This window comes from Nocardioides astragali, from assembly GCF_024436375.1.
GTDB classification, from domain to species: domain Bacteria; phylum Actinomycetota; class Actinomycetes; order Propionibacteriales; family Nocardioidaceae; genus Nocardioides; species Nocardioides astragali.
Genome location: NZ_JAFMZM010000005.1, coordinates 180,359 through 205,361, shown reverse-complemented (window position 1 = coordinate 205,361; position 25,003 = coordinate 180,359). Strand labels below are relative to the sequence as shown.

25 protein-coding genes are annotated in these 25,003 nt (G+C 71.3%); 12 read left to right on the top strand and 13 right to left on the bottom strand.

What is annotated here, in order from left to right:
• Positions 1 to 4: 4 nt before the first annotated feature.
• Positions 5 to 961 (bottom strand): co-chaperone YbbN, encoded by a 957-nt coding sequence (locus tag J3P44_RS18065; protein ID WP_255891852.1) that lies wholly within the window; start codon positions 959 to 961, stop codon positions 5 to 7.
• A gap of 59 nt (positions 962 to 1,020) precedes the next feature.
• Between J3P44_RS18065 and J3P44_RS18060 the strand changes: the two genes are divergently transcribed.
• From J3P44_RS18060 to J3P44_RS18050, 3 genes are all read left to right on the top strand, one after another.
• Positions 1,021 to 1,608, top strand: a complete 588-nt coding sequence (locus J3P44_RS18060) for a GtrA family protein (RefSeq protein ID WP_255891851.1) — start codon at positions 1,021 to 1,023, stop codon at positions 1,606 to 1,608.
• Positions 1,609 to 1,709: 101 nt separating this feature from the next.
• The gene (locus J3P44_RS18055; RefSeq protein WP_255891850.1) at positions 1,710 to 2,441 is read left to right on the top strand and encodes an SDR family oxidoreductase; all 732 of its coding nucleotides are present in this window, start codon (positions 1,710 to 1,712) and stop codon (positions 2,439 to 2,441) included.
• Positions 2,442 to 2,651: 210 nt separating this feature from the next.
• Positions 2,652 to 3,128, top strand: coding sequence for a hypothetical protein (locus J3P44_RS18050; RefSeq protein ID WP_255891849.1), 477 nt, complete (start codon positions 2,652 to 2,654; stop codon positions 3,126 to 3,128).
• Here the strand turns inward: J3P44_RS18050 and meaB are convergent.
• Complete coding sequence (meaB, locus tag J3P44_RS18045) at positions 3,119 to 4,078, bottom strand: methylmalonyl Co-A mutase-associated GTPase MeaB (protein ID WP_255891848.1); 960 nt, start codon at positions 4,076 to 4,078, stop codon at positions 3,119 to 3,121. The two genes, J3P44_RS18050 and meaB, sit on opposite strands and share 10 nt — an antisense overlap.
• A gap of 19 nt (positions 4,079 to 4,097) precedes the next feature.
• A complete protein-coding gene (locus J3P44_RS18040) occupies positions 4,098 to 5,282 on the bottom strand; it encodes an acetyl-CoA C-acetyltransferase (RefSeq protein ID WP_255891847.1) in 1,185 nt (394 codons plus the stop codon).
• Positions 5,283 to 5,445: 163 nt separating this feature from the next.
• Between J3P44_RS18040 and mce the strand changes: the two genes are divergently transcribed.
• The 4 genes from mce to J3P44_RS18020 all read left to right on the top strand — a co-directional run bounded on the left by mce (position 5,446) and on the right by J3P44_RS18020 (position 10,216).
• Complete coding sequence (gene mce / locus J3P44_RS18035) at positions 5,446 to 5,928, top strand: methylmalonyl-CoA epimerase (RefSeq protein WP_255891846.1); 483 nt, start codon at positions 5,446 to 5,448, stop codon at positions 5,926 to 5,928.
• A 108-nt stretch (positions 5,929 to 6,036) separates the two neighbouring features.
• Positions 6,037 to 7,377, top strand: coding sequence for a crotonyl-CoA carboxylase/reductase (gene ccrA / locus J3P44_RS18030; protein WP_255891845.1), 1,341 nt, complete (start codon positions 6,037 to 6,039; stop codon positions 7,375 to 7,377).
• Positions 7,378 to 7,517: 140 nt separating this feature from the next.
• Positions 7,518 to 8,864 (top strand): hypothetical protein, encoded by a 1,347-nt coding sequence (locus tag J3P44_RS18025; protein ID WP_255892134.1) that lies wholly within the window; start codon positions 7,518 to 7,520, stop codon positions 8,862 to 8,864.
• A 26-nt stretch (positions 8,865 to 8,890) separates the two neighbouring features.
• Entirely contained in the window at positions 8,891 to 10,216 is a 1,326-nt protein-coding gene (locus tag J3P44_RS18020) for an AI-2E family transporter (RefSeq protein WP_255891844.1), read from the top strand.
• On the opposite strand, the gene J3P44_RS18015 is transcribed toward J3P44_RS18020, so the two are convergent.
• Positions 10,194 to 11,186, bottom strand: coding sequence for an EamA family transporter (locus J3P44_RS18015; protein ID WP_255891843.1), 993 nt, complete (start codon positions 11,184 to 11,186; stop codon positions 10,194 to 10,196). The two genes, J3P44_RS18020 and J3P44_RS18015, sit on opposite strands and share 23 nt — an antisense overlap.
• 47 nt (positions 11,187 to 11,233) lie before the next feature.
• Here J3P44_RS18015 and J3P44_RS18010 point away from each other — a divergent pair, with 47 nt between their 5' ends.
• The gene (locus J3P44_RS18010; protein WP_255891842.1) at positions 11,234 to 11,770 is read left to right on the top strand and encodes a CGNR zinc finger domain-containing protein; all 537 of its coding nucleotides are present in this window, start codon (positions 11,234 to 11,236) and stop codon (positions 11,768 to 11,770) included.
• A 22-nt stretch (positions 11,771 to 11,792) separates the two neighbouring features.
• Here the strand turns inward: J3P44_RS18010 and J3P44_RS18005 are convergent, their stop codons facing one another.
• Together J3P44_RS18005 and J3P44_RS18000 are read right to left on the bottom strand one after the other, a co-directional pair.
• The gene (locus J3P44_RS18005; protein ID WP_255891841.1) at positions 11,793 to 12,563 is read right to left on the bottom strand and encodes an alpha/beta fold hydrolase; all 771 of its coding nucleotides are present in this window, start codon (positions 12,561 to 12,563) and stop codon (positions 11,793 to 11,795) included.
• Between the two features lie 4 nt (positions 12,564 to 12,567).
• Positions 12,568 to 13,329 (bottom strand): hypothetical protein, encoded by a 762-nt coding sequence (locus J3P44_RS18000; RefSeq protein ID WP_255891840.1) that lies wholly within the window; start codon positions 13,327 to 13,329, stop codon positions 12,568 to 12,570.
• Positions 13,330 to 13,554: 225 nt separating this feature from the next.
• Here J3P44_RS18000 and J3P44_RS17995 point away from each other — a divergent pair, with 225 nt between their 5' ends.
• Together J3P44_RS17995 and J3P44_RS17990 are read left to right on the top strand one after the other, a co-directional pair.
• A complete protein-coding gene (locus J3P44_RS17995) occupies positions 13,555 to 15,984 on the top strand; it encodes a LuxR C-terminal-related transcriptional regulator (protein ID WP_255891839.1) in 2,430 nt (809 codons plus the stop codon).
• Positions 15,985 to 16,082: 98 nt separating this feature from the next.
• Complete coding sequence (locus J3P44_RS17990; protein WP_255891838.1) at positions 16,083 to 16,544, top strand: VOC family protein; 462 nt, start codon at positions 16,083 to 16,085, stop codon at positions 16,542 to 16,544.
• A gap of 6 nt (positions 16,545 to 16,550) precedes the next feature.
• Here J3P44_RS17990 and J3P44_RS17985 read toward each other — a convergent pair whose 3' ends face one another.
• Together J3P44_RS17985 and J3P44_RS17980 are read right to left on the bottom strand one after the other, a co-directional pair.
• Positions 16,551 to 18,359, bottom strand: a complete 1,809-nt coding sequence (locus J3P44_RS17985; RefSeq protein WP_255891837.1) for a 3-hydroxyacyl-CoA dehydrogenase family protein — start codon at positions 18,357 to 18,359, stop codon at positions 16,551 to 16,553.
• Positions 18,360 to 18,406: 47 nt separating this feature from the next.
• Positions 18,407 to 19,363, bottom strand: coding sequence for an MOSC domain-containing protein (locus tag J3P44_RS17980; protein ID WP_255891836.1), 957 nt, complete (start codon positions 19,361 to 19,363; stop codon positions 18,407 to 18,409).
• Here J3P44_RS17980 and nucS point away from each other — a divergent pair.
• A complete protein-coding gene (nucS, locus tag J3P44_RS17975; protein ID WP_443678177.1) occupies positions 19,352 to 20,077 on the top strand; it encodes an endonuclease NucS in 726 nt (241 codons plus the stop codon). The genes J3P44_RS17980 and nucS overlap by 12 nt on opposite strands.
• Here the strand turns inward: nucS and J3P44_RS17970 are convergent.
• Positions 20,074 to 20,667: a 3'-5' exonuclease family protein gene (locus tag J3P44_RS17970; protein WP_255891834.1), complete on the bottom strand. Its 594-nt coding sequence runs from the start codon at positions 20,665 to 20,667 to the stop codon at positions 20,074 to 20,076. The two genes, nucS and J3P44_RS17970, sit on opposite strands and share 4 nt — an antisense overlap.
• Before the next feature lie 17 nt (positions 20,668 to 20,684).
• On the opposite strand from J3P44_RS17970, the gene J3P44_RS17965 reads away from it, so the two are divergent.
• Positions 20,685 to 21,137: a DUF952 domain-containing protein gene (locus J3P44_RS17965; RefSeq protein WP_255891833.1), complete on the top strand. Its 453-nt coding sequence runs from the start codon at positions 20,685 to 20,687 to the stop codon at positions 21,135 to 21,137.
• A 13-nt stretch (positions 21,138 to 21,150) separates the two neighbouring features.
• Here J3P44_RS17965 and J3P44_RS17960 read toward each other — a convergent pair whose 3' ends face one another.
• The 4 genes from J3P44_RS17960 to J3P44_RS17945 are packed head-to-tail and all read right to left on the bottom strand — an operon-like array spanning position 21,151 to position 24,969.
• A complete protein-coding gene (locus tag J3P44_RS17960) occupies positions 21,151 to 21,342 on the bottom strand; it encodes a hypothetical protein (protein ID WP_255891832.1) in 192 nt (63 codons plus the stop codon).
• A gap of 31 nt (positions 21,343 to 21,373) precedes the next feature.
• Positions 21,374 to 21,991, bottom strand: a complete 618-nt coding sequence (locus J3P44_RS17955) for a histidine phosphatase family protein (RefSeq protein ID WP_255891831.1) — start codon at positions 21,989 to 21,991, stop codon at positions 21,374 to 21,376.
• Positions 21,984 to 22,895 carry an FAD-dependent oxidoreductase gene (locus J3P44_RS17950; protein WP_255891830.1) on the bottom strand — a complete coding sequence of 304 codons (912 nt, stop codon included), beginning with the start codon at positions 22,893 to 22,895 and terminating at the stop codon, positions 21,984 to 21,986. The genes J3P44_RS17955 and J3P44_RS17950 overlap by 8 nt, the downstream gene beginning before the upstream one ends.
• A 34-nt stretch (positions 22,896 to 22,929) precedes the next feature.
• Complete coding sequence (locus tag J3P44_RS17945) at positions 22,930 to 24,969, bottom strand: ethylmalonyl-CoA mutase (RefSeq protein ID WP_255891829.1); 2,040 nt, start codon at positions 24,967 to 24,969, stop codon at positions 22,930 to 22,932.
• Positions 24,970 to 25,003 lie beyond the last annotated feature (34 nt).

The following is a 25,003-nucleotide window of genomic DNA, read 5'->3' as shown; positions in this document are numbered from 1 at the left end:
GCTGTCAGAAGAGGGCGGACGCGAGGTTGCGACGCCCGGCGAGGACGCGCGGGTCGTCGTTGCCGACCGCCGCGAAGAGGCCGAGCAGGTGGTCGCGCGCCCGCGACCGGTCCGGGTCGGCCGTGCGCGCGACCAGGTTGACCAGCCGGTTGAAGGCGTCGTCGACGTGCCCGCCGAGCATGTCGAGGTCCGCGACCATGGTCTGCGCGTCCACGTCGTCGGGGTTCTCGGCCGCGGCGGCCCGGGCCTGTGCGAGGTCCACGCCCTGCGTGCGCTGCATGACCTTCGCGATGGCCAGGCCACCCACCGCCTCCACGTCGGCCGGGTTTGAGTCGACGAGCTTCTGGTACTCCGCCACCGCACGATCGATGTCGCCGGCTGCCAGGGCGTCCTGGGCGGGCGCGTAGCGCGGGTCGACGACCTCCTCCTCGCCCTCGGCGGCGGGCGGCGCGCTGGAGCGAGGCTGGTGGCGCCCGGTGATCCCCTGGGCGGTGAGCTGCTGGCCGACCTGGGTCAGCGCGGTGCGCAGCTCGTCGATCGGCAGGGGGTCCTGCAGCAGCGGCATCGGCCGGCCGTCGACGACGGCCACCACGAGCGGGATCGAGGGGATCTGCATGGCTTGGGCGATCTGCGGCGCCGCGTCGATGTCGACCAGGCCGAGGAGGTAGCGCCCGTCGTGCTCCTCCACCACGGTCGCGAGGTCGTCGGCGAGCTGGCCGCTCTCGGGCATCCGGGTGCGCGAGTAGAACGCCAGGAGCACCGGCGCGGTGATCGACTGCTCGAGCAAACCCTGGAAGCTCTGCTCGTCCACGACCACGGTGTACGACAACCCGCCACCCGCCGTCGTACCGGTGGACCTGCTGGTCGATGTCCCGGCGGGCGCGCCGGCCTGCGGGGCAGGCTGCTTCCCCAGGCCGGAGAGGTCGATGGCTCCCGGGCGGCTGAACGGCTGCTGCGTCATGCGGACAATCCTAGAGAGACGTGTCATGAGGGGCACCGGGGGTCGGTAGCCTCGGGTGCATGGGATCTCGCGGGGCCGCGTTGTTCGCGCGGCACCGGCGCAACCTGAACCTGCTCCTGCGCTTCGGTGTGGTGGGCGTCCTGGGGGTGCTGGTCAACCTGCTGACGCTGATCGTGGTGCGCAGGCTGGGCCCCCACTTCGACGACGCGGTGGTCGGGCTGGGTGTCTCCGAGTTCAACCTCCGCTGGTACCACGTCTACTCGACGCTCGCGTTCCTCGTCGCCAACCTCTTCAACTTCCAGCTCAACCGCTCGTGGACGTTCCACAGCAACCGGCAGTCCCGATGGTGGCCCGAGTACTGGCCGTTCCTGGTGGTCGGTCTGGGCGGACAGGCCGTCGGCCTGGCCCTGCTCACCATGCTGATGCACCCGCAGTCGCCGGTGAGCCTGCCGACCAGCGTCTTCGACGACTCGACCGGCCTGCGGACCCGGCTCTACTGGTCCCAGCTGATCGTCATCGCGCTGGTGATGCCGGTGTCCTTCGTCCTCAACAAGCTCTGGACCTTCGCGGCGGTGAGGGGCGGCCGGCCCGACCTCGCGGATCCCCTCCATGAGGGTGATGTGGTGCTCGGGGACGATGTGGCCTGAATCTGCCGGGGTGTGTCCGAGATGAGCACAGCCTCACCTATCTCCACACCCCTACCGCGTGGTAGAACATGCCGCGGGGTTATTGGGAGGGGCACCACGGCATGACATCGGGGTCATACGACTTCACCGGCTACGAGGTGCTCGTCGTCGGCGGGACGCGCGGCGAGGGTCACGCCATCGCTTCGTCCTTCGCGCGGTCCGGGGCCTCGGTCACGGTGACCGGCACGATGATGCTGCGCGAGCTCTACGACACCGACCTCTCGCCGTTCGACTACGAGTCGGTCAACCTGGCGCGGCAGGAGTCCATCGACCACCTCGTCGGGGCCATCGACCACCTCGACGTGCTGGTGCTCGCCGCGACCTGCAACCTCCCCTACGGCCTGCCGCCGGGCGAGCAGGCCTTCGTCGCCGAGGCCGCCCGCTCCGGGTTGCTGGGGCCGACGTTCCTCACCACCCGACTGCGGTTCAAGCTCAGCCACAGCCCGGCGCTCGGCGGTGGCTGCGTCGTCAACACCGGCGCCGTACGCACGTGGCTGGAGCTGTCCTCGACACCGGAGGCGGCGCAGGCCGAGATCGTGGAGTCGACCGCCCGCGCCGGCGACAACTGGGCCGGCCTGGGCGTGCGCGTGAACTCCGTGCTGCAGGCCCCGCGCTCGGTGTTCCCCCGGCAGTACGCGCCCCCGTCGGAGCTCATCGGCGGCAGCCGGGTCGCGGGCGGCACCCTCGTCCGCACCCAGCAGCAGCGGGCGAGCGACTCCGTGGCCGACGCGACCCTCTTCCTCGCCAGCAGCGCCGCGTCGCGCATCACCGGCCAGACCCTGCGGATCAGCTGACCCCGACGAGCTCCCGGTCGGGCTCGTCGACCTGCTGCGGCGGCGCAGAGTACGAGCGAGCGCTTTTCGACGTCCCGAGTTCTCGCATATCGCACCGGACACCGCCGACTCGCAGTTACATTCCATCCACACGAAAGCAACAAGAGATCCACAAGGACTCGCCGCCGCCTCGGGCTCCGTCGCCACCTCGTCACTTGGAAGGACCCGCCGATGGCCGCTCCCCTCATCCCACCGCCCTTGTTGAGGGGCGGTGCGTCCTGGGTGGGACGCGCGTCCCACCATCGCCGCCACCAGGTCCGCTCCGGTGGATCCGCGCCACTCGCCGGCGTACAGACGCTGTGGGAGTCGCTCGTGGAGGTGCTGCGTGCGATCGAGGGCCCCTCGTCCGCGTTGTTGTGCACTGCGGACGGGTCCGCGGTGGCGACCTTCGGCCTCCCGAGGTCGGACGTGCCCCGAGTCTCCTTCGAGACCGGTTCGGCGTTCGCGGCACGGACCCCTTCCGCCGGGGTCGAGACCATCGAGCTCACCGCGGACCAGCGACACACCGTGATCGCCTGGGTGCCCGGACCTCCGCAGCAGCACCACCTGCTCTCCGTGACCGCCGAAGGGGTCAGCCCCCCGCTGTTGCACGCCTGGACCCAGCGAGCGGCCGAGGACCTCGGCGAGCTGCTGGCTGCTCAGCCCTGAGCCAGCAGCTCGTCGGCCGCGGCGTAGGGATCCACGTCACCGGTCGCCACCCGCCCGGCGAGGGTGTCCAGGTCGGCGCTGCCCCCTGCCTCACCCCAGCGCGCGCGCAGCGTCGCCAGCGCGATCGCCTCGACCTCGCGTCGCGCCCGGTCCGTACGGCGCCGAGCCAGCTCGCCGGACCCCTCGAGCCACGCGGCATGGCGATCGACCTCCGCGAGCAGCTCGTCGATCCCCTCCCCCGTGCTCGCCACTGTCTGCAGGACGGGCGGTCGCCACGCGCCCTCGCGGCGCTCGGCCATCGAGAGCATCGTCCGCAGCTCACGACGGGTGCGGTCGGCACCCTCCCGGTCGGCCTTGTTGACGGCGTACACGTCCCCGATCTCGAGGATGCCGGCCTTCGCGGCCTGGATGCCGTCGCCCATGCCGGGCGCGAGCAGGACCAACGTGGTGTCGGCCAGTCCGGCCACCTCGACCTCGCTCTGCCCGACGCCGACCGTCTCCACGATCACCACGTCACACCCTGCGGCGTCGAGGACGCGCGCCGCCTGCGGGGTCGACCAGGCCAGGCCGCCGAGGTGCCCGCGCGCGCCCATCGAGCGGATGTAGACGTCCGGGTCGAGCGCGTGGTCCCCCATCCGGACGCGGTCACCGAGGAGGGCGCCGCCCGAGAAGGGTGAGGACGGGTCGATCGCGAGGACGCCCACCCGCTTGCCGGCGCGTCGCATCGCCGACACCAGCGCGTTGGTCGAGGTGGACTTGCCCACGCCGGGGGCGCCGGTGATGCCGAGCACGTGGGCGCGCCCGGTGTGCTCGCGCAGTGCCGACATCACCTCTCGCAGGAGCGGGGAGGCGTCCTCGACCAGCGTGATCAGGCGGGCGACGGCCGCTGGGTCTCCTTGGCGCGCCCGAGCGACGAGGTCGGGGACGTCGAGGGTCCCCCGTCGGCTCACGCCTGCCTCACACCCCGGCTCATGAGGCGGGGACGCGGATGATCAGCGCATCGCCCTGGCCGCCGCCACCGCAGAGCGCGGCGGCACCGACGCCACCGCCGCGGCGCTGGAGCTCGAGAGCCAGGTGCAGCACGATCCGGGCCCCGGACATGCCCACCGGGTGGCCGAGCGCGATCGCGCCGCCGTTGACGTTGACCTTGTCCTGGTCGACGCCGAGCTGACGGGCCGACTCGATGCCGACGGCTGCGAAGGCCTCGTTGAGCTCGAAGAGGTCGATGTCGGAGACCGCGATGCCCTCCTTCTCCACGGCCTTGCTGATCGCGTTGGCGGGCTGGAGCTGCAGGGAGGAGTCGGGGCCGGCGACCTGGCCGGAGGCGCCGATCTCCGCGAGCCAGGTCAGCCCGAGCTCCTCGGCCTTGGCCTTGCTCATCACGACGACGGCGCAGGCGCCGTCGGAGATCTGCGAGGCGGAGCCGGCCGTGATGGTGCCGTCCTTCGCCACCGGGCGCAGGCGGGAGAGGGAGTCGACGGTGGTGTCACCGCGCACGCCCTCGTCCTCGGCCACTGTGATGTCGCCCTTGCGGGTGGAGATGGTCACCGGCACGACCTCGTCGTCGAACACGCCGTTCTTCCAGGCGAGCGCCGCACGCTGGTGCGACTGGGCAGAGAACGCGTCCTGCTCCTCGCGGCTCAGGTTGGCACCGGCGCCGTTGCAGCCTTCGGTCAGGTTGATCATCGCCTGGTGGGTGAACTGGTCATAGAGCGCGTCGTAGGCCATCGAGTCGACCAGCGCGGTGTCGCCGTACTTGAAGCCTTCTCGGCTCTTCGGCAGCAGGTGAGGCGCCTGGGTCATCGACTCCATGCCGCCGGCGACGACGATCTCGTGCTCGCCGGCGCGGATCAGCTGGTCGGCTATCGCGATCGCGTTGATGCCGGAGAGGCACACCTTGTTGATCGTGATCGAGGGGACGGTCATCGGGATGCCGCCCTTGACCGCGGCCTGGCGGGCGGTGATCTGGCCCGTGCCGGCCTGGATGACCTGGCCCATGATCACGTAGTCGACCTGCTCGCCACTGACGCCGGCCTTCTCCAGCGCACCCTTGATGGCCACGCCGCCGAGGTCGGCTGCCGACTGGTCCTTGAGGCCGCCGAGGAGGCGGCCGATCGGGGTGCGAGCCCCAGCGACGATCACGGAACCAGACATGGGTTTTTCCTCCAGGCAGTGCGGGGGTGGGGTGGTGCTCAGCGTTCTCCGATCGACGATACCCATCGAGGCACCTCGACCGGGAGGGTCTCCGGCCCGGCCGTCGTGAGGCACACGTCACACCCCCTCGCGCCCCGTGCCGGTGTCCGCCACCATGTGCTCCATGAGCGCCCCCGAGCAGACCGACGACCGACTCAGCGAGGTCCGGCACCTCTTCACCGCCATCGACCACGTCGGGATCGCCGTGCCCGACCTCGACGAGGCCGTGGCGTTCTACCGCGACGCCTACGGCATGCAGGTCCTCCACGAGGAGACCAACGAGGAGCAGGGCGTCCGGGAGGCGATGGTCGGGGTCGGCGACCGTGCCACGAACCCGGCGGGGTCCTGCATCCAGCTGCTGGCGCCGCTCTCCCCCGACTCGACGATCGCCAAGTTCCTCGACCGCAACGGTCCGGGCCTCCAGCAGCTCGCCTTCCGGGTCGAGGACGTGGAGCACGTGGCCGGCGTCCTCCGCGAGCGCGGACTGCGACTGCTGTACGACGCCCCGAAGCGTGGCACGTCCGACAGCCGGGTCAACTTCATCCACCCCAAGGACGCCGGCGGCGTGCTGGTCGAGCTGGTCGAGCCGGCGCAGAACCAGCACTGACCGAGCCGGCCCGCCGAGCGCGACCTATCTCACAGCCCGCCCCACACAAGGTTACTCACCGGTATCTTGACCACGATCGCGCCACCGATGCCTCACCAGGAGACACCCGTGCAGAACATCCTCGAAGCCATCCAGTCCGGGAACGCCACCTCGGAGGACTTCGCCTCCTTGGAGCTGCCCGAGTCCTACCGCGCCGCCTTCGTGAAGAAGGACGAGGTGGACATGTTCGAGGGCCTGACGGCGAAGGAGAAGGACCCCCGCAAGTCCCTCCACGTCGACGAGGTCCCCCTGCCCGAGCTCGGACCGGGCGAGGCCTTCGTCGCGGTGATGGCCAGCGCCATCAACTACAACACCGTGTGGACCTCGATCTTCGAGCCGGTCTCCACCTTCGGCTTCCTCCAGCGCTACGGACGCAACTCCGAGCTGACCAAGCGCCACGACCTGCCCTACCACGTGGTCGGCTCCGACCTGTCCGGCGTGGTGCTCAAGACCGGGCCCGGCGTGACGAAGTGGAAGCCGGGCGACCGCGTCGTCGCCCACTGCCTCTCCGTCGAGCTCGAGGGTCCCGACGGCCACAACGACACGATGCTCGACACCGAGCAGCGGATCTGGGGCTTCGAGACCAACTTCGGCGGCCTGGCCGACGTGGCCATGGTCAAGGCCAACCAGCTCATGCCCAAGCCCGAGCACCTCACCTGGGAGGAGGCCGCCTCCCCCGGCCTCGTCAACTGCACGGCGTACCGCCAGCTCGTGTCCAAGAACGGCGGCGACATGAAGCAGGGCGACAACGTGCTGATCTGGGGCGCGTCCGGCGGCCTCGGCGGCTTCGCGACCCAGTACGCCCTCAACGGCGGCGCCACCCCGGTGTGCGTGGTCTCCAACGAGGAGAAGGCCGCCATCGCCCGCAGCATGGGCGCGGAGCTGATCATCAACCGCTCCGAGGAGGACTACCGGTTCTGGAACGACGAGGGCACCCAGCAGGACCCGAAGGAGTGGAAGCGGTTCGGGGCGAAGATCCGCGAGCTCACCGGCGGCGAGGACATCGACATCGTCTTCGAGCACCCCGGCCGCGAGACCTTCGGCGCCTCGGTGTTCGTGACCCGCAAGGGCGGCACCATCACCACGTGCGCGTCGACCTCGGGCTACATGCACGAGTACGACAACCGCTACCTGTGGATGAACCTCAAGCGGATCATCTCCAGCCACTTCGCCAACTACCGCGAGTCGTGGGAGGCCAACCGCCTCATCGCCAAGGGCAAGATCCACCCCACGCTGTCGCGCACCTACCGCCTCGACGAGGTCGGCCAGGCCTCGCTCGACGTCCACCAGAACGCCCACCAGGGCAAGGTCGGCGTCCTCTGCCTGGCCCCAGAGGAGGGCCTCGGCGTCCTCGACCACGAGATGCGCGCCCAGCACGAGACCGCGATCAACCGGTTCCGCGGCGTCTGACCGGGCGTCCCACCCGACGTCGAACAGCCACCGACCACCCCGGTTCGCGGACTATCCGCGAGCCGGGGTGTGTTTGGCTTCGGCCATCGGACACACTGGGCATGACGCAGACCGTACGAACCGAGAGTGGGTGCCGCAGCATGAGCCGCGACCAGGGCCTGTCCATCTTCGACGAGCCGGAGTCCACTGACGACGCAGCGGAGGCGACCCAGGTCCTCCCGGTCATCCCGAAGGACGAGCCCGTCGACGCGCCACCTGTCGAGGCCGAGCCTGTGGACGCCCAGCCTGTCGACGCCCAGCCTGTCGACGCCGGACCCGCCGACGCCGAGGTCGCTGAGCCCGCCGAGGTCACGCCCGATCCCGAGCGCACCCGTCGCACCCCGGTGATCCCGCCCCCGGCGTCGGCTCCCACCCCCCAGCCCCAGAGCGGCTCTCCAGCCGCTCCCCAGACCCGCCTTCAGGCCCCCGTGGCCGCCCCGAGGCCCGCACCCGCCGCGGCGCCCCTGCCGCTGGTGCGTCGCGGCGGCTACGACAAGACCGCCGTCGACCAGCGCATGGGCCAGCTCCTGAGCGAGAAGTCCGGCCTGGCCACCAGCCTGGCGAGCAGCGAGCAGCGGGTCATCGAGCTCGAGGGCGAGCTGGAGCGGCTGCGCAGCGAGCTGCAGGAGAACCTCAACCCGACGTACGCCGGCCTCGGCGGCCGCGCGACGTCCATGCTCAAGCTGGCCGAGGACGAGGCCAACGACGTCCGTACGGCGGCCCAGCGCGACGCGGCCGAGATCCGCGCCCAGGCCGAGCGCGACGCCCGCAGCATCCGCGCCGACGCCGCACGCGAGGCCGACGACATGCGGATGGTGCAGCTCAAGGAGCTCGACGAGATGCGCTCGCGGCTCACCACCGACGCCGAGACCGAGCGGAGCCTGGCCAGGTCCGAGGCCGAGGACATCCTCGCGGCCGCCAAGCGCGAGGCCGACCAGCTCCGGCTCGCGGCCCAGCAGGAGACCAAGGAGCTGCGTACGACGGCGGTCCGCGAGGCCGAGCAGGCCCGCGCTGCCGCCGACCGCGAGGTGCAGGAGGCACGGCGCACCCTGGCCGTCGAGAAGGAGCGGCTGACCCGCGAGGCCGCCGAGCACCACAGCAACGCGACCTCCGAGACCCAGCGCCTGGTCGCCGAGGCCGAGGACCGGGCCACGGCTGCCGAGCAGCGGGCGCGCGAGGCCACCGCCCAGGCCAACGCCCACCGCCAGCAGGCCCAGAACGAGGCCGAGGGCCTGCTGACGCGTGCGCGGCGCGAGGCCGAGCAGGTCGTGGCGTCCGCCCGCACCCAGGCCGACTCGATCAACGCGACGCGGATCGCCGAGGCCGAGCGCGAGCTGGCCAACATCCAGGCGGAGGTCGAGCGCGTGACCAAGCGCCGTGACGCGATCACCGCCCAGCTCGGCGCCCTGCGCGACGTCGTCGCCGGGTTCGACAAGGACGAGTCCTGAGCTGGCGCTCTCGGCTCCTGGAGGCGATGGGCACCCGGGACTCCGAGCCCGTGCCGGCGCCCACAGCACCGCAGCGCGTCGAGCAGGCCGTGGAGAAGGTCGTCGAGCAGGTGAGCGACGAGGCGGACCGTGCCGAGGCCGCAGCGGACTCCGCTGAGGAGTCGGCCAGGTCCGCCGCCGTCATCGCCGAGCAGATCGACGACGCCACGGTGGCCAGGTCCGCCGCCGTCATCGCCGAGCAGATCGACGACGCCACGGACCTCGTGGTCGACGAGGCCACACCCGCGCCCTACGTCCCCGTCGCGCCTGCCACCCAGCCGACGCTGCTCCGGCACACGCCGTTCAACATCGGCTTCTACGGCGCCCTGGGCGCCCTGGTGGCGATCTTCCTGGCCCAGCAGCTGCAGAGCATCTCCTCGATCCTGGTGCTGCTCGTGATGTCCATGTTCCTCGCGATCGGCCTCAATCCCGTCGTGGAGTTCTTCATGCGCCGCGGCATGAGGCGAGGCCTGTCGGTCCTGCTCGTGCTCGTCGTCGTGATCAGCGTGCTCGCGCTCTTCGTCGTCGCGGTCGCTCCGGTCATCAGTGAGCAGATCGCACAGATCACGCGCAACGCGCCGGGGTGGCTCGACGACCTGCAGGCCAACGGCCAGGTCCAGCGTCTCGACGACAAGTACGACGTGATCGCCCGGGCCCGCGACTACATCGAGGACGGCAACTTCGGCGAGAGGCTGTTCGGAGGCGCCCTGGGCGTCGGGCTCAAGGTGCTCTCCGCCCTGACCAACAGCCTGATCGTCCTCGTGCTGATGATCTACTTCCTGGCCTCGCTCCCGAGCATCAAGCACGCCGCGTACTCCCTCGCGCCCGCGTCCAAGCGCCCCCGCGTGAGCGACCTCGGCGACCGGATCATCCGCTCCACCGGCGCCTACGTCGCCGGCGCGTTCCTCGTCGCCCTGTGCGCCGGCATCAGCACGCTCCTGTTCTCCTTCATCGTCGGCCTGGGCGACTACGCCTTCGCGCTCGCCTTCGTCGTCGGACTCTTCTCGCTGATCCCCGTCGTCGGAGCGATCGTCTCGGGCGTGATCATGACGCTGCTGGCCCTGACGGTCTCACCGACCGTCGCACTGGTGGCGCTGATCTACTACCTGGCCTACCAGCAGATGGAGTCCTACGTCATCTACCCCCGGATCATGAAGAAGTCCGTGGACATCCCGGGCTCGGTGACCGTGGTGGCGGCGCTCGTCGGTGGCGCGCTGATGGGCGTCATCGGGGCCCTGCTGGCGGTTCCGGTCGCCGCGGCGCTGCTCCTGCTGCACCGCGAGGTGTTCCTCAAGCGGCAGGACGCCCGCTGACGGACTCCGGCTCCGGCCTCGGCTCGGGCTCGGGCTCGGCCACCAGTGGCGCGCGCGTCTCCCCCAGCTTGACCACCACGACGCCGGCCAGGACGAGCAGGCCGCCGGCCAGCTGGATCGGGCGGGGCAGCTCGCCGAGCACCAGCCACGCGAAGACCACGGCGGCCAGCACCTCGCCGAGCGCCACGAACGAGGCCAGCCTGCTGCCGAGTCGGCGACCGGCCTCGATGCCGGTCACGTAGGCGAACGCCGCGGTGACCAGGCCGAGGGCCAGGACCGGCAGCCACCACGGGACGGCGTGGCCGTCGTACACAGCGGGAGCGGTGGAGGCACGCAGCGGCAACAACCCCAGGCCACCCGCTGCGAGCAGCACGGCGCCGGCGACGAGCAGCCCACCCGCGGCCAGGCTGATCCCGGGCAGCCCGTTGCTCTCGTCGGCGGAGATCACGAAGTAGGTCGCGGCACCGACCATCGCACCGAGCGCCCAGAGGACTCCCACCGTGCTCAGCTCGGCTCCGGAGACCACGTCGAGCACCAGCACCAGGCCGACGGCCGCGATCGCCGCGCCCAGGATGGTGAGGCGAGAGGGCCGGTGACCGTGCCTGAGCCACAGCCACAGCACGACGGCGACCGGCGCGGTGTACTCGAGCAGGAGCGCGACGCTCACCTGCATGTAGGTGACGGCGTAGAAGTAGCAGAGCTGGGCGCCGGCCACCGCCGCGACGCCGTAGATCGTGACCAGGCCGGCGTTGTCGCGGACCAGGTGCCAGCGTCCGCGGAGCGCCAGCACGCCCGGCACGATGAGCACGGTCGCGGCGATCGCGGTGCGCACCGTCACCGCCGCACCCGCGCTCCACCCGGAGTCGATCAGACCACGTGCGAGCACGCCGGACATCCCGAACGTGGTGGCGGACGCGAAGGCGAGCAGCAGGCCGACGGCCGTCCGGGACGAGGTCGTGTCATGTGTCATAGCCGTCACGGTCATGACATTAGGACGTGCTCGTGTAATGTGTCAACGTGCTTTTCACGGATGACACCGACGCGGCGCTCCAGGCAGCGGTCGCCCTGGTGAACTCGACCGACGCGCCGGGGCAGCCCCTCGGCTCGGTCGACGACCTGTCCGCCTTCCTCCAGTCCTGGTCCTACACCGGGCGTCACGACGCGACCCCCGCCGAGCTCGAGTCCGTACGCCGCCTCCGGCCCGCTCTGAGGGCCCTGCTCCTGGCCGAGCGCGACGACGCCGCGGAGATGGTCAACGGCATGCTGGCCAAGGCCAAGGCCCTCCCCCAGCTCCAGCGCCACGACCACTGGGACTGGCACCTGCACGCCGTCGACCCGGACCGCCCCCTCGACGAGCGGGTGGTCGTGGAGACGGCCATGGCGATGGTCGACGTGGTCCGCGCCGACGAGATGTCGCGCCTGGCGCGCTGCGCCGCCGACGACTGCGACGACGTCGTGCTCGACCTCTCGCGCAACCGCTCGCGCCGCTACTGCTCGACCACCTGCGGCAACCGCGAGGCCGTCGCCGCCTACCGGGCCAGGCAGAAGGCCTGACCTGTCAGCCTGACTGGCAGGGTCAGCGCACGAACCGGCGCAGCACCTCGAGGAACACCTCGGGCTGCTCGGAGTGCACCCAGTGCCCGGCGCCCTTGACGAGCACCCGTCGGTTGCGCGGGAACCGCCGGTCCATCTCCGCGGCGTGCTCGTCGGAGATGTAGTCGGAGCCGGCCCCGCCCACCCACAGCACCGCACCGTCGTACGACGTGTCGCCCAGCTTCTCGTCCGGCCAGCCGACGAGGCCGTCCATGTCCTCGCCGAGCAGGTCGAGGTTGAGCTGCCAGTGCCAGCCGTCGTCGCTGCGGCGCAGGTTCTGCAGCAGGAAGCTGCGCACCACCGGGTTGGGCACGGCCTCGCGCAGCGCCTCCTCGGCCTGGTCGCGCCGCTCGAGGGTCGTGAGGTCCATCTGGCGCATGGTGTCGATGTAGCCGACGAACTCCCGCCCACTCGCGTACGTCACCGGGGCGACGTCGACGACGACGAGGCGCTCGACCAGCTCGGGGTGGCGCAGGGCCAGGCACATCGCGATCTTGCCGCCCATCGAGTGGCCGACGAGCGCCAGCGGCGCCTCGGGCTCGAGGTGGGAGGCCACCATGTCGGCCAGCTCGACGTAGTCGAAGGTCTCCGTCCACGGCGAACGGCCGTGGTTGGGCATGTCGAGGAGGAGGACGCGGTGGTCGGGGCTGAGCGCCTTGGCGATCTGCGTCCAGTTCTTGCCCTGGCCGAAGAGGCCGTGACAGAAGGCGATCGTCGACCCGTGGTCGCCGAGGACCGTCGTGTGCAGGCTCACCGGGCTAGAAGTCGAAGCCGTCGAAGAGGCCGCCGATGCCGTCGCCGATGCCGCTGAAGAGGTCGCCGACCCCCTCGCCGATCGCACCGATCCCCTCGCCGAGGCCGTCGAAGCCGCCGCCGAACAACATGCCCATGAACATCCAGTCCATCGGCCCGAAGCCACCGAAGTAGCCCTGGGCGTAGGGCTGGTAGGCCCGGCCGCCCTGCCAGTAGGGCACGCGCCGCGACCCCACCATCACCTTGCGGATGTCGGGCTCGGCACCGGCCCGCACCCGCTCGACGTCCAGGGCGCATGCCGGGACGTCGCGCGAGGCGCCACCCGGGGGAACCCACGGCACATCCGCGACGGACAACCCGTGGCGCGGGTCGAAGAAGCAGGGTGGACGCCGCTGCGGCAGCGGCTGGCCGGCGACGCGGGCCCGCACGCACGCCATGGCATAGCGCCCGTCCTCGAGGATCTCGGTGACGTGCCTGACGTCCTCGGGCCGGGTGAGGGCGGCTGCCGCGGCCTTGGCGGACTCGTAGGCGTCGAGAGCGCGCTGGTAGTCGGCGTTGGCGCCCGGGTCGAGCTCCTCACCGGCGAGGTCGATGTCGAGGTCCTGGAGCTCGACACCCAGGGCCGTGACGTCCTCCTCGGCCAGCCGCTTGACCGGAGCGACCTCGGCCTCGGTCCGGGCCAGCTGGCGCTTCTTGCCCGACTTGCCGGCGGCCACAGCGACGGCCGTGAGCCCGCCGAGGACGACCAGCACGAGCACGAGTTCCATGGCCACAGACTACGCAGCGGCGGCAAGGTCCGGGCAGCACAAGAGCAGGCCGCGCATCGACCCCCGACGACGCGCGACCTGCTCATAGAGACGGCCGACGGGCTGCGGGACCGTCCCCTGTGCGGTCCCGTCGCCCTCGGCGTACGAGAAGACTCCCGCAGACATGCGGGTGCCAGCATCCGTAGTCCTACCTATCTCTCCTTCGCGGCGAGATACATTCAGCGGGTGCTGTCCCCGTGCCTCGGTCGCGACGACGTCCAGCGCGCGTTGGTCGAGGCGATGGCGGAGTCCCGCTGGGTCACGGTGGTCGGGCCGCCCGGAAGCGGCAAGACCCTCCTCGTACGCCACGCCGCCGCCGACGCGAGCGCCTCGTGGGTCGACGCGCGCAACCTGCACAGCCTCGACGACGTGCTCGTCGCCGCGCTCGAGAGCCTCGGGTCGGAGACTGCGCCCGGCGACTCGCTCAGCGGAGCCCTCAGCCGCGCCCTGGACGGTCGCGAGTGCCTCCTCGTGCTGGACGGTCTCGACCTCGACGCCACCGGCGCAGGTCCGGTCCTCCAGGCGCTGCTCGACAGCACCACCGACGCACGCGTCGTGGTGACGGCGCGGACCACCGCCGGCCAGCCCTACGAGTCGGTCGTACGTGTCGGCCCGCTGCCGGTGCCCCATGCGCGCTCTCCGCTGGAGGGGCCGGCGGTCGAGCTGTTCCTGCGGTGCATCCGCTCGGCCGGTGGGCAGCGGGTGGACCTCGCCACGCAGGCGACCGAGGTACGCCGACTCCTGCGCGCCACCGGCGGCCTGCCCCTGCTGATCGAGCAGGTCGCCGTGCAGTCGGCGCTGGTCGGCCTGAGCAACGCCATCTCCACGGTGAGCCTCGACCAGGCGGTCGACTCCGCACACGCGCTGCTCGATGACGCGAGCGCGACCGCGCTGCGGCGGATCGGTGTCCTCGACTTCCCGGCTGGCCTCGGCGTGCTCGCCCGGGTGCTCGCCCTCCCCGTCCCCGAGGCGGCCGAGCTGGCCGGCAACCTCGTGCGGCGCAGCCTGCTCGAGGTGGACTCCCGAGGACGCTTCGACATGCTCTCCCCCATCAGGGGGCGGGCGCGCGCCCTGGCCGGGCCCGGGGACGTCGCCGCAGTGGAGGCCGGACTCCTGAGGTGGGCGCAGGACCACGCCCCGGCGCACGACAACGTCGGCGCCGCGGACGCCGAGTGGCTCGCCGACCTGCCCGCGATGCGCCAGGCGGTCCTCACCGCGTGCGCCCATCCGGAGACCCGAGCGGCCGGCTACAGCGTCGCCAATCGGATCTACGGCTCGCTCTACACCTCCATGCGTGCCCGCGAAGCGCTGGAGATCCTCGAGGGTGCGCTGACGAGCGGCGACGGCCCGCCGGCGATCGGGGCCCAGGTCGCGCGTCGAGCCGGCATCGCGGCCTCGGAGATGCGTGGGACCTATGAGGGCTTGTGGCTGCTCGACCGCGCCGACGAGCAGGCGTCCGCCGCCGAGCGGCCCGAGGAGCAGCTGGCCAAGACCGCCTCGATCCGCGCGGAGATGCACCTCGACGCCGGCGACCTGAGGCGAGCGGAGGCCGAGGCCCGGCGCGCCATCGACCTCGACCCCGATGGGTCCATTCGCCGGCAGGCCACCCGCACGCTGGCCGACGTCTACGTCTCCCGTGCGTGCTTCGCAGAAGCGGCTGCCGCCGCCAACGACGCGATGCCGGGGCGCATCGCCCAGGACGAGCGGTGGATCGATCTCTCCGCGCGCACGTTGCTCGCCCGCATCGCCCTCGAGCAGGGGCGGGTGGCCGAGGCGGTTGCGGCGACGCGTGCCGTGGTGGCGGAAGCGCGCGAGCTGGCCGAGGACCGGGTCGGCCTCCTCGCCGAGACGATGCTGCGCAGCCTGGATCCCCACTGGGAGCCGAGCCCGGTCAACCGGGAGACGCTCCCCTGGGCGGTGCGCCTCCCGGTGCTGGCCCAGGATGCTCGCGACCTCTTCGCGCGGGGCGAGAACCGCCGGGCAGCCGGGCTGGCAGCCGACGTCGTGGCGCTGGCCGACTCCGCCCGCCTCGGGCGCGACGCGGTGGAGGCCCGGCTGCTGCTCGGGCGCGCCCTGCTCGCCCAGGCCGACCACGACCAGGCCGCCACCACGTTCCTGACTGCCCTCGAGCAGGCGGCGGCCATGCCGATGCCGCTGCGCGTCGCCGACGCGCTCGACGGCCTGGCCTCCGTGGCGCAGCACCGCGGCATGCGCGAGGCGCGCCAGGTCGCGGCGGCGGCGGCCGCCGTCCGTGCGCCGCGTCTCGCAGCCCCTTGGGGGTACGCCGCGGCCCACCACGTCCGGCCGGCACACACCGCCCCCGACCGCTGGATCGTGGACGGGGATCTGACGCCCGAGGGCGTCCGGACCGCGACGGCGCTCTTCACCGGAGGCGCGCCCGCCGGTCCGTCGCCCCTCGATGCCCTGACGGCGGCCGAGCAGCTGGTCGCCCAGCGGGTGGCCCAGGGCCTGACCAGCCGGAAGATCGCGGAGGAGCTCTTCGTGTCCCCCCGCACGGTGGACGCGCACCTCACGCACATCTACCGCAAGCTGGACATCAACACCCGAGCGCGGCTGGCCGCGCTCGTGATGGAGCAGACGCACCTCGCGCTGTAGCCGACTGTCGGTGGGCCTGTGCAGGATGGACGCATGAGCACCCCACGACGTTCTTCTCCTCCGCTGCGCTCCCCCGAACAACGCCGCGGGGACCCCGCATGAGCCGGACCATCCAGGTGACCTTCGACGCCCACGACCCGCAGTCACTCTCCCGCTTCTGGGCCGAGGCGATGGGCTACCGCAACCCGCCTCCGCCCGGACGCGAGCTCGAGCCGGGCCAGGACCCGTTCGACGCCTGGCACGCCTTCCTCGCCGAGGTCGGAGTGCCGGAGTCGGAGTGGAACTCCGCGTCCGCGGCCGAGGATCCCGACGGTGACGGGCCGCGGCTGTTCTTCCAGCGGGTGCCCGAGGGCAAGAGTGCCAAGAACCGCGTGCACCTCGACGTCCGCGCCGCGCCGGGGCTGGAGGGCGAGGAGCGGATGGCCGCGCTGGAGGCTGAGTGCGAGCGGCTGGTGGCCCTAGGCGCGGCCCGGGTCGAGCGGCACGAGCCGTCCCCGCCCATGACCGCGGGTCACATCGTGATGACCGATCCCGAGGGCAACGAGTTCTGCCTCGATTGACCAGGCTCAGCGGGCGCTGTAGTCCCGGAAGCCGCGCCCGGTCTTGCGACCGAGGTAACCGGCCGTCACCAGGTGCTCCAGCAGCGGCGCCGGGGAGAAGCCCGGCTCGCGGAACTCCAGGTAGAGCTCCTTCTGGATCGCCAGCGAGACGTCGTTGCCGACCACGTCCAGCAGCTCGAATGGCCCCATCGGGAGCGCGCAGCCGAGCTTCATCGCGGTGTCGATGTCGTCGGCCGTGGCGTAGTGCGCCTCGAGCATCTTCACCGCGTCGTTGAGGTAGGGGAAGAGCAGGGCGTTGACGATGAAGCCGGCGCGGTCACCGCACTTCACCGCGACCTTGCCGACCCGGTCGCACAGTGCGAGCACGGTCTCGGTCACGGCCTCGTCGGTGGCGACGGTGGAGACGACCTCGACGAGCTTCATGATCGTGGCGGGGTTGAAGAAGTGCATGCCGATGACGTCCTGGGGACGCTTGGTCACCCGAGCCATCGAGATGATCGGCAAGGAGGACGTCGTGGTCGCCAGGATCGCGCCCGCCCCTCCTCGACCACCCGTACAGATCTCGTCGAGGTTCTCGAACAGCGTCGTCTTGACGGCCAGGTCCTCGGCGATCGCCTCGACGACGATGTCGACGTCCTTGAGGTCGTCGAGCGACGTGGTGCCGCGGACCCGGCCCAGCACCTCGGTCTTCTGCTCCTCGGTGGCGCGCCCGCGCTGGATCTGCTTGTCGAAGTTCTTGGTGATCGCGGCGACCACGCCGGCGACCTTGTCCTGGCCGCGGCCGGCGAAGAGGACGTCGTAGCCGGCCTTCGCGAAGACCTCCACGATCCCGGACGCCATCGTGCCGGTGCCGACCACGCCGACGAGCTTGATGTCGTGGCGCAGCTGCGGCTTGTCGTCCTCGCTGGGGGTCTGCGCGTCCGCGACGACGACTGGTGAGTCGGGGGCCTCGTAGGTGTAGAAGCCGCGGCCCGACTTGCGACCGAGCAGCCCCGCGGTGACGTACTGCTTCAGGATCGGGGCCGGCGCGTGCAGGCGGTCGCGGCCCTGCTTGTACATCGTGTCGAGGATCTCGTAGGCGGTGTCGAGGCCGATCAGGTCGAGCAGCGCGAGCGGACCCATCGGATAGCCGCAGCCGAAGCGCATGGCGGCGTCGATGTCCTCGCGCGAGGCGTACTTGCCCTCGTACATCGCCACCGCGTGGTTGAGGTAGCCGAAGAGGAGGGTGTTGGCGATGAAGCCCGCCTTGTCGCCGCACACGACGGGATCCTTGCCGAGGTCGCGCAGCACGCGCTGCACGTCGGCGAGGACATGGGGCTCGGTGACGACGGTGCGGATGATCTCCACGAGGTCCTGCACGGGTGCGGGGTTGAAGAAATGGACACCGATCACGCGACCGGGCAGCGAGTTGGCGGTGGAGATCTCGGTGACGCTGAGCGAGGACGTGTTGGTGGCGAGGATGGCGTCGGGGCCGACGACGTCGTCGAGCGCCCGGAAGATCGACTTCTTGAGCTCGATCGACTCGATGACGGCCTCGATCACGAGGTCGGCGCCGGCGAGGTCGCTCATCGACGTGGTGAGGGTGATCCGGCCCAGCAGCTCGGCCTGCTGCTCCTCGGTCATCTTCTCTCGCTTCACGGCGCGCCCGGTGGAGTGCTCCAGGTGCTGCCGGCCGCGCTCGACCCCGGTCTCATTGACCTCGACGCCGATGACGGAGTAGCCGTTGCGCGCGAACACCTCGGCGATGCCGGCGCCCATCGTGCCCAGGCCGATCACGCCGACGGTGGTGAACTCGCGGGTAGTTTCGTCGCTCATGGCCCGCATACTCCCACGGGGGTGAGGGCCGATGGGTGTGGGAACCGTCACGCCCCACCGCTGCCGGAGGGACGTACGACGACCACCTCGTCACCCGGCCGGACGGGTCCGGGGCGGACCACCCTGGCGCAGAGTCCGCGCATCCGTCGGGGCTTGCCCTCCGGCCCGTTGACGAACGCCATCGCGGCCTTGCCGTAGCGGGCGATGAACTTGCCGCACCCGTTGTGCGGCTGGTCCGTCACCACGATGACGGCACCCTCGGGGCCGCCGATGTGGAGCTCGCTCCACGCGGGGAGGTTGGCGTGGGAGAGGTCGAGGTCCATGAACATCTGGTCGCCGGCCAGCGCCTCGCGCTCAGGGTCCTGGGCCAGGAACTCCACGAGTCGGTGGTTCATGAGGTTGAGCTGCATGTCGGGGTGAGCGGAGCCGTCAGGCGTACGACGGCTGCCGCGCGCCTTCCACGTGTCGCCCACCAGGCCGTCGACGACGTCGAGGTGACCCACCTCGAGCACCTCGCGCTCCCCCGTCGCGGGACGGCTGATGACGGCCCTGAGCACGCCCACGTCCCGGGGCGACGCGTCGAGCGTGGGCAGGAAGCCGGCCAGCTCCTCAGCGGTGCGGTGGCGCCGCAGGACCCGGCGCATCAGGACGAGGTCGGCGTCCTCGTGGACCTCTGCCAGGTGGCCGGGCACCGGCTCGTCGGCCGGGATCTCGTCGAACCCCAGCCGGGAGAACGTCCCGACCTCCGTCGTGGTCGCGGCGGCCAGCACCTGCCCCTGCCCCCGCGCTGCCAGGCGCCCGCACGCGGCCTCGACGAGCGACGTCCCCATCATCGGGTCCCCGTGCAGGCCCTCGACCACGGCGTGGCCCTTGGAGAGACCGACCCGCACGTGCGCGACGGGCGGGTCCCCGGCCACCATGACGAAGCCGGGTCCTTCGGTGTGTGGGATGGCCAGAGCAGCCAGGTCGCGGCTTCGCGCGGGACGCACGTCGTGGAGGGTCACGGGGTCACTGTAGATTCGCCCGTCGTGAGGATCGTCGTCGCACGCTGCCAGGTGGACTACGCCGGACGGCTCACGGCCCATCTGCCGCTCGCCACCCGGGTCCTGATGCTCAAGTCGGACGGCTCCGTGCTGATCCACTCCGACGGCGGGTCCTACAAGCCGCTCAACTGGATGTCGCCCCCGTGCACGGTGCGCGAGGGCTTCGCGGAGGACGGCCGGCCCGAGTGGCTGGTGACGGCCTCCAAGTCCGACGACACCCTGCGGATCCTCATCGACGAGGTCCTCCACGACACCTCGCACGAGCTCGGCGTCGACCCCGGCCTGCAGAAGGACGGCGTCGAGAAGCACCTCCAGGAGCTCCTCGCCGAGCACCCCGCCACCCTCGCGGACGGACTCACGCTCGTACGCCGGGAGTTCATGACCGCGATCGGCCCGGTCGACCTGATGTGCCGCGACGCCGAGGGGCTCTCGGTCGCCGTGGAGATCAAGCGCCGGGGCGAGATCGACGGCGTCGAGCAGCTGACCCGCTACCTCGAGCTCCTCAACCGCGACCCCCTGCTCAGTGCCAAGGGTCCGGTCCGCGGCATCTTCGCCGCCCAGGAGATCAAGCCCCAGGCCCGCGTCCTCGCCACCGACCGGGGCATCGCGTGCGCCCTCGTCGACTACGACGCCCTGCGCGGCATGGACGACGGCGCGGAGCACCGGCTGTTCTAGGCGGGTCGGCGCGACCTCCGCAGCACCTCGACCAGCAGGTTCGCGTAGCCGCGGGCGTCGTCGATGGCCCGGTGCGTGTGGGGCACGTCGCCGAACCACTCGCTCGGCAGGTCGTGCACCGAGAAGGTGGCCCAGTCACCGCCCGTCACGCCGCAAGCCAGGCTCTTGAGGCAGAGGCCAGGGCCGTGGAAGAGGCGGTCGGTGTCGTACATGCCCTGGCAGACGGCGTACGGCGTGAAGCGGCGGAGGTAGTGGTCCACGTACATGCCGTCGAAGCCGAGCGGCGAGGACACGAACTCCCGCGCCTCACCGAGGCCGCGCACCCACGACACGAAGTCGGCCATCACCTCCGGGACCGGCCGCGGGTCGGCCGTCGCCGCCGCGAGCACCTCCGGTGGCTGGGAGTGGAAGAACGCCATCACGTCGGGATCGGCTTCGGCACCGGGCAGCGGCTCCAGCACCGCTTCGAACTCCCCGACCGGCTTCCCGCTCGCGGTGACTGCCACCGAGGCGAACGAGAGCATGGAGCTGGCCCCGGGGACGAAACCGTCGACCTCGATGTCCGTCACCACGTAGACGCGCTCAGTCATGTCGCTACCCTCGCACGGTGACTGCGACGCAGCCGGAGCGCATCTTCCACATCGCGACCGCGTCCGACTGGCGGCGCACCCTCGAGACCGGCACCTACACCACCTCGACGATGGGACGGACCCTCGCGGAGGAGGGCTTCATCCACGCGAGCCGTCGCGACCAGGTGCAGGGCGTCTTCGATCGCTACTACCGAGGCGCCGGCGAGCACCTGGTGCTGCTCACGATCGACCCCGCGCGCCTGACCGACGCGGAGGTGCGTGTGGAGGCGGTGGGCGACGACACCTACCCGCACGTCTACGGCCCGATCAACCGCACCGCCGTCGTGGACGTCGTGCCCCTCGACCGGCGGGGAGCCACCGAGACGGTCATCTCGCTGTGGGTCAAGGGCATGGCAGCGCGGATGGGCATCGCGCTGGCCGTCATGGCCGTGGTCGCGCTGGTCGTCCTCGTGGCCCAGCGGCTCGCCTGAGGAGGTCAGGCGGTCAGGCGGCCTTCTTGCCGCTCTTCTTGACCCCGACCTTGACCAGCTTGCGCTTCTTCACGGTGTAGCCGGGAGGGAGCGTCCCCTCCTTGAGCATCCGCAGCGGACACCGGTTGCACTTGGTCGTGGACACGCAGCACTTCTTCTTGGGCAGCTTGGCGACCTTTCCCGCCTTGTCCTTGGACTTGCCCATGCCTGCACCCTACACCGCGGTTAGGGCAGGCTTACCTCGCCTCAAGGGGTGAACCGGCCCACGACCGGGCCACCCAGCCGTCCACGTCCGCATCCATCGCCACCACGCCGCAGTGCGGCATCGGCAGCTCGCGGCTGTGGCTCATGTCGAGGTTGCGGGCCAGGGCGGACAGCGCCATGCACATCACCCCGCCATGGCTCACCACGAGCACGCCTTCCCCACGGTGGTCGTCGGCCAGCTCGGCGAGGACCGCCTCGAAGCGCTCGACGACCTCCGTGCCGCTCTCCGCTCCAGGGATGCGGGCCGTCAGGTCGCCGTCGAGCCAGGACGCGAACGTGGCGGCGAAGGGGTCGGGAACGCCGTTAGTGCCGGCTGCGTCGCCGACCCCGAACTCCCGCAAGGCCTTGCGCACCACCACGTCGACTCCGAGCACGGAGGCCACGATCTCGCCGGTCTGGACGGCGCGAGCCATGTCGCTGGTCCACACCCGGGCGATCCGTTCACCACGCAGCGACTGGGCGAGCTCACGCGCCTGCTCGCGCCCGAGCGGGCTCAGCCAGCCGCCGGCATCGCTGAGCAGCTCGCTCTCGTAGACGGCCTCGCCGTGCCGGGCGACGAACACCCGGGCGGGGCACTGCAGGTCACTCACTCGCCAATCCCACCACGTCGTCCGCGCACCCCCAGCTCACGGTGACCCCGAACCCGCCGTGGCCGTAGCAGTGGATGACGTCCCCCTCGCGCTGCAGGCGCACCGAGGGGCGTCCAGGGCGCAGCCCGACCTTGTGCCGCAGGATCCGGGCGACAGCCAGGCGAGGCTCGATCTCGGCGGCGTTGCGCAGGATCGCCTCGGCGGTCGCCGGGTCCGGCGTACGGCTCCACTCCCCCTCGATCGCCGTGCCGCCGAGCACGACGTCGCCGCTGCGCGGCACGATGTACGTCGGCGTCTCGGCGTCCACCCACCACCGGTCGATGCCGACCTGCTCGACGACCACGACCTGCCCTCGCACGGGAGCGACGCCGGGGTCGGTCCCGAGGAGCCTGGCGCCGATCCCGCTCGCGTTGACGACGAGCGCCTCACCGGCGGGCAGGGCGGAGAGGTTGATCCGGGTGATCGACCCGCCCAGCGCCTCGACCCGGGCGGACAGCCAGCGGAGGTAGACCGGCATCTCGATCACGGGTGTCCGCATCGTCACCCCTGAGGCGTAGCCCGGTGGCAGCGAGGTCTCCCGGTCAGGGCCTGCTCCGTCCGGGAGCGCGGCGCGCCACCACAGGTCGCCCTCCCCCTCGCGGAAGAGCTCGGTGCCGGTGCGCATCACCACACCCGTCGACTCGTCCTCGCACAGCGCCGCGAAGGCGTCGTACGCGGCCCTCGCCCAGCGGAGGACGTGGTCCTGGGGACGGGCGTACGGCAACCACACGGCCGCGGCGACCGCGGAGGTCGTCTCCAGCGGTAGATCGCGCGCCACCACGTCGACGCGGTGCCCGGCCTCCAGGAGCCGGACGGCGCACGACAGGCCGATCACTCCGGCCCCCACCACGATCACCCGTCGCATGGCAGGGAGTCTGCCAGTCGAGCGTGGGCGGGGGTCAGTCCAGGTCGTTGGCCTTGCGGATCACCTGCACGATGCCGCCCATGATCTCGGTCAGCCCGAAGTCCTTGGGTGTGTAGACCGCCGCGACACCCAGGTCCACCAACCGCTTGCCGTCGGACTCGGGGATGATCCCGCCGACGATCACCGGCAGGTCCTCGCGTCCGGCCGCCTTGAGCCCCGCCAGCACGTCGGGCACCAGCTCCATGTGCGACCCGGACAGGATCGACAGGCCGACGCAGTGCACGTCCTCGGCCACCGCCGCGGCCACGATCTGGTCCGGCGTGAGCCGGATGCCCTGGTAGATCACCTCGAAGCCGGCGTCGCGGGCGCGTACGGCGACCTGCTCGGCGCCGTTGGAGTGGCCGTCGAGCCCTGGCTTGCCCACCAGGAGCCGCAGCCGACCACCGAGCTCCTCGCCGGTGGCCCTGACCTGCTCGCGCACGGCCGAGAGCTCGGCTCCGGCCTCGCCGACCTGGCTGGCCCCTCCGACGGCGCCGGAGACCCCGGTGGGTGCCCGGAACTCACCGAAGACCTCACGCAGGGTGCCGGCCCACTCACCGGTCGTCGCGCCCGCCCGCGCCGCGACCAGGGTGGCGTGCATGAGGTTGGCGTCGGTCTTGGCGGCCTCGGCGAGCGCCGTCAGCGCAGCCTCGACGGCGGCCTCGTCGCGCTCGGCCTTCCAGGCGCGCACCGACTCCAGTGCGGACTGCTCCGCCTGGGGGTCGGCCGCCATGATCGCCTCGTCGAGGTTGGCGGTGAGCGGCGACGGCTCCGTCGTGTCGTACTTGTTGACCCCGACGATGATCTCCTCGCCGGACTCGATGCGCCCGCGGCGCGCGGCGTGGGCCGAGACGAGGTTCTGCTTCATGTAGCCCGACTCGACCGCAGCGATGGCGCCGCCGAGCGCCTGCACCTGGTCGATCTCGGCCTTGGCGCCATCGACCAGCTCGGCCACCTTGGCCTCGATGACGTGCGAGCCGTCGAAGATGTCGTCGTACTCGAGGAGATCGGACTCGAAGGCCAGCACCTGCTGGAGGCGCAGGGACCACTGCTGGTCCCAGGGCCGTGGCAGCCCGAGCGCCTCGTTCCAGGCCGGCAGCTGCACGGCGCGGGCGCGGGCGTTCTTGGAGAGCGTCACCCCGAGCATCTCGAGCACGATGCGCTGGACGTTGTTCTCCGGCTGGGCCTCGGTGAGGCCGAGCGAGTTGACCTGCACGCCGTAGCGGAAGCGGCGCATCTTCGGGTCGGTGACGCCGTAGCGCTCGCGCGTGATCTCGTCCCACAGCTGCACGAAGGCGCGCATCTTGCAGGTCTCCTCGATGAAGCGGACGCCCGCGTTGACGAAGAACGAGATCCGGCCCACGACCTTCTCGAAGTCGTCCTCGGAGACCTGGCCGGAGCTCTTGACCTGGTCGAGGACCGCGATCGCGGTGCACAGTGCGTACGCCAGCTCCTGCACGGGGGTCGCGCCGGCCTCCTGCAGGTGGTAGCTGCAGATGTTGATCGGGTTCCACTGGGGGATCTCGTGGACGGTGTAGGCGATCATGTCGCTGATCAGCCGCAGGGAGTGCTCGGGCCCGAAGACGTAGGTGCCCCGGGAGAGGTACTCCTTGATGATGTCGTTCTGGGTCGTGCCGGCGAGCTGGTGGGCGACCTCGCTGGGGTCGAGCCCGGGGTTCTGCTCCTCGGCCACGACCTGGTACATCGCGAGCAGCCACATGGCGGTCGCGTTGATCGTCATCGAGGTGTTCATCTCGGTGAGCGGGATGTCGGCGAAGAGCTTGCGCATCTCCCCCAGGTGCGGGACGGGAACGCCGACCTTGCCGACCTCGCCGCGGCTGAGGGGGCTGTCGGGGTCGTAGCCGGTCTGGGTCGGCAGGTCGAACGCCACGCTGAGGCCGGTCTGCCCCTTGGCCAGGTTGGTGCGGTAGAGCGCGTTGGACGCCTCGGCCGTGGAGTGGCCGGCGTAGGTGCGCATCACCCATGGCCGGTCCTTGGCGGGGCGATCCGGCTGCGTGCCCGGAGGTGGGGTCATGGCGACAGGGTAGGACGCCGGTTACCCGCGAGTC

Bases quoted from the DNA above. Each gene is read 5' to 3' on its own strand.
- J3P44_RS18025 (WP_255892134.1), top strand. From the start codon at position 7,518: ATGAGCCGCGACCAGGGCCTGTCCATCTTCGACGAGCCGGAGTCCACT.
- J3P44_RS17945 (WP_255891829.1), bottom strand. From the start codon at position 24,969: ATGACCCCACCTCCGGGCACGCAGCCGGATCGCCCCGCCAAGGACCGG.
- J3P44_RS17990 (WP_255891838.1), top strand. From the start codon at position 16,083: ATGAGCCGGACCATCCAGGTGACCTTCGACGCCCACGACCCGCAGTCA.
- J3P44_RS18055 (WP_255891850.1), top strand. From the start codon at position 1,710: ATGACATCGGGGTCATACGACTTCACCGGCTACGAGGTGCTCGTCGTC.
- J3P44_RS18065 (WP_255891852.1), bottom strand. From the start codon at position 961: ATGACGCAGCAGCCGTTCAGCCGCCCGGGAGCCATCGACCTCTCCGGC.
- J3P44_RS18000 (WP_255891840.1), bottom strand. From the start codon at position 13,329: ATGGAACTCGTGCTCGTGCTGGTCGTCCTCGGCGGGCTCACGGCCGTC.
- J3P44_RS17970 (WP_255891834.1), bottom strand. From the start codon at position 20,667: ATGACTGAGCGCGTCTACGTGGTGACGGACATCGAGGTCGACGGTTTC.
- J3P44_RS18015 (WP_255891843.1), bottom strand. From the start codon at position 11,186: ATGACACATGACACGACCTCGTCCCGGACGGCCGTCGGCCTGCTGCTC.
- J3P44_RS17960 (WP_255891832.1), bottom strand. From the start codon at position 21,342: ATGGGCAAGTCCAAGGACAAGGCGGGAAAGGTCGCCAAGCTGCCCAAG.
- J3P44_RS17950 (WP_255891830.1), bottom strand. From the start codon at position 22,895: ATGCGACGGGTGATCGTGGTGGGGGCCGGAGTGATCGGCCTGTCGTGC.
- mce (WP_255891846.1), top strand. From the start codon at position 5,446: ATGAGCGCCCCCGAGCAGACCGACGACCGACTCAGCGAGGTCCGGCAC.
- J3P44_RS18050 (WP_255891849.1), top strand. From the start codon at position 2,652: ATGGCCGCTCCCCTCATCCCACCGCCCTTGTTGAGGGGCGGTGCGTCC.
- J3P44_RS17985 (WP_255891837.1), bottom strand. From the start codon at position 18,359: ATGAGCGACGAAACTACCCGCGAGTTCACCACCGTCGGCGTGATCGGC.
- J3P44_RS18060 (WP_255891851.1), top strand. From the start codon at position 1,021: ATGGGATCTCGCGGGGCCGCGTTGTTCGCGCGGCACCGGCGCAACCTG.
- J3P44_RS18040 (WP_255891847.1), bottom strand. From the start codon at position 5,282: ATGTCTGGTTCCGTGATCGTCGCTGGGGCTCGCACCCCGATCGGCCGC.
- J3P44_RS18020 (WP_255891844.1), top strand. From the start codon at position 8,891: ATGGGCACCCGGGACTCCGAGCCCGTGCCGGCGCCCACAGCACCGCAG.